Source organism: Pseudonocardia nigra, from assembly GCF_019396355.1.
Taxonomy (GTDB): Bacteria; Actinomycetota; Actinomycetes; order Mycobacteriales; family Pseudonocardiaceae; genus Pseudonocardia; species Pseudonocardia nigra.
This window is the reverse complement of record NZ_JAHKRK010000500.1, coordinates 1-1,053: the sequence shown is the minus strand read 5'-3', so window position 1 is coordinate 1,053 and position 1,053 is coordinate 1. Positions and strand designations below refer to the sequence as shown.

Annotated in this window: 1 protein-coding gene; it reads left to right on the top strand. The window is 71.1% G+C overall.

The window, feature by feature from the left end:
- Nucleotides 1–12: 12 nt before the first annotated feature.
- A complete protein-coding gene (locus KME75_RS41875) occupies nucleotides 13–1,044 on the top strand; it encodes an IS110 family RNA-guided transposase (RefSeq protein WP_219420581.1) in 1,032 nt (343 codons plus the stop codon).
- The last annotated feature ends 9 nt before the right edge of the window (nucleotides 1,045–1,053 follow it).

The following is a 1,053-nucleotide window of genomic DNA, read 5'->3' as shown; positions in this document are numbered from 1 at the left end:
GAGGAGGCCCCTGTGAGCGAATCGTACGAGGGTCGGCAGATCGTCGGGATGGATCTGCATCGGCGCCGGTCGGTGCTGGTGCGGATGACCGAGTCCGGGCAGCGGCTGGAGACGGTGCGGATCTCCAACGACCCGGAGTACCTGCGCGAGGTGATGACCCGCGCCGGTGAGGCACCGGACGTGGTGCTGGAGGCGACCTATGGCTGGTACTGGGCGGCGGACACCCTCGCCGAGCTCGGCGCCACCGTGCATCTGGCGCACCCGCTGGGGGTGAAGATGTTCTCCTACCGGCGGGTCAAGAACGACGAACGCGATGCCGCGGACCTGGCCGACCTACTGCGGATGGGCCGGCTGCCCGAGGCCTGGATCGCGCCACCGGCGACGCGGGAGCTGCGTGGCTGGGTACGACACCGCGCGAAGCTGGTCGGGCTACGCTCGAACCTCAAGTGCCAGATCCACGCCGTGCTCGCCGCCGCCGGGGTGCAGGTGCCGATGAGTGATCTGTTCGGCGTGGGCGGGCAGCAGTTGCTCGCCGCGTCCCGGCTGGCGGTCGAGTCGCGTTCCCGGGTCGACTCGCTGCTGCGGGTGATCAACGCGCTGGACTTCGAGATCGACACCTTCGCCAATCTGGTCGCCGGGCGACTGCGCGGCGACCCGGGCTATCGGGCGATCCAGGCCATTCCCGGGGTCGGGCCGCTGCTCGCGGCGGTGTTCGTCGCCGAGATCGGTGACATCGGCCGCTTCGCCCGCCCACAGCAGCTGGCCTGCTGGGCCGGGCTGACCCCGAAACACCACGAGTCCGACACCACCGTGCATCGCGGCCGGATCACCAAGCAGGGCTCCCGGTTGGTGCGCTGGGCCGCGATCGAGGCGGTGCAACGCGTGCCCGCCCATACCCGGCTCGGGCACATCCGCGACCGGGTCGGCGAACGGCGCGGTGTCCGCAACATCGGCGTGGTCGCCGCGGCCCGAGAGCTGACCGTGCTGGTGTTCTACGGCCTGCGTGATCACCACATCCGCTGCCTGCCCGCCCGCGCGGCGTGAGCGGCCTAC